We start from the raw sequence: 1,584 nt of genomic DNA on the forward strand, positions 1-1,584 counted from the left end.
CCCCGACGCCACCTTCCTGCATGTGATGGCCATCAACTTCGCCCATGTCGCGCCGAAGCAACAGCTCGAGAAATACGGCGCCGATTTCGGCAAGCATCCGGTCGGCACCGGCGCCTTCAAGCTCGCCGAGTGGACGCTCGGCCAGCGCATCGTCTTCGAGCGCAATGCGGACTACTGGCACAAGGGCCTGCCGCATCTGGACAAGATCACCTTCGAGATCGGCCAGGAGCCGATCGTGGCGCTGCTGCGCCTGCAGAAGGGCGAGATCGACGTCCCCGGCGACGGCATTCCGCCAGCAAAATTCCAGGAGGTGATGGCCGATCCCGAGCAGAAGGCACGCGTCGTCGAAGGCGGCCAGCTGCACACCGGCTATGTCACCATGAACACCACCATGGCGCCGTTCGACAATGTTAAGGTGCGCCAGGCAGTCAACATGGCGATCAACAAGGCGCGCGTCATCCAGATCATCAACGGCCGCGCCGTGCCGGCCAACCAGCCGCTGCCGCCGTCGATGCCGGGCTACGACAAGGAATACAAGGGCTATCCCTATGACGTCGCCAAGGCCAAGGCGCTGCTCGCAGAGGCTGGCCACCCCGACGGCTTCGAGACACAGCTGTTTGCCATGAACACCGATCCCAACCCGCGCATCGCCCAGGCGATCCAGCAGGATCTGGCGGCGATCGGCATCAAGGCCAGCATCCAGTCGCTGGCGCAGGCAAACGTGATTGCCGCCGGCGGCGACAAGGCCGGCGCACCGATGATCTGGTCCGGCGGCATGGCCTGGATCGCCGACTTCCCGGATCCGTCGAACTTCTACGGCCCGATCCTCGGCTGCGCCGGTGCGGTGCCCGGCGGCTGGAACTGGTCGTGGTATTGCAACAAGGATCTCGACGCCAAGGCGGCCGAGGCCGACTCGGTGGTCGACCCGGCTAAATCAGGCGAACGCGACAAGATGTGGAGCGCCATCTACGACAAGGTGATGGAAGACGCGCCCTGGGCGCCGGTCTTCAACGAGCAGCGCTTCACCATGAAATCGGCGCGCATGGGCGGCGCCGACAACCTCTATGTCGACCCGGTTCATATCCCGATCAACTACGACAATGTGTACGTAAAAGATGTGCAATAACTGCGACTACACCATCCATGGGCGCCAACATCATTTCGGCTGGGACAATTCGTTTGCCCCGGCCGAGCGGGTGGCGCCCGGCTCGACGATCGAGTTCCAGTGCCTCGATTCCTCCGGCGGCCAGTTGCAGGCCGGCAGCACGGTCGCCGACGTCGCCAAGCTCGACTTCGCCACCGTCAATCCGGTGACCGGGCCGATCTTCGTCGAGGGCGCCGAGCCGGGTGACGCGCTGAAGGTGACGATCGAGATGTTCAAGCCGTCCGGCTTCGGCTGGACGGCCAACATTCCGGGCTTTGGGCTGCTCGCCGACGACTTCAAGGAGCCGGCGCTGAACATCTGGAAATACGACGCTGCCTCGCTCGAGCCGGCGCTGTTCGGCAAGAATGCGCGTGTGCCGTTGAAACCCTTCGCCGGCACCATAGGCAACGCGCTGGCGGAAAAGGGCCACCACTCGGTGG

The 1,584-nt window shown here is 64.2% G+C and carries 2 protein-coding genes; both read left to right on the forward strand.

The window, feature by feature from the left end:
• On the forward strand, positions 1-1,126 hold a 1,126-nt coding region (locus EN925_RS35125), incomplete at its 5' end, for an ABC transporter substrate-binding protein (RefSeq protein ID WP_164894629.1).
• Positions 1,116-1,584, forward strand: a 469-nt coding sequence (locus tag EN925_RS35130) for an acetamidase/formamidase family protein (RefSeq protein WP_206633111.1), incomplete at its 3' end; no start/stop codon positions are given. The genes EN925_RS35125 and EN925_RS35130, both read left to right, overlap by 11 nt.

It is taken from the genome of Mesorhizobium sp. M7A.F.Ca.US.006.04.2.1, from assembly GCF_004022915.1.
Lineage (GTDB): Bacteria > Pseudomonadota > Alphaproteobacteria > Rhizobiales > Rhizobiaceae > Mesorhizobium > Mesorhizobium ciceri.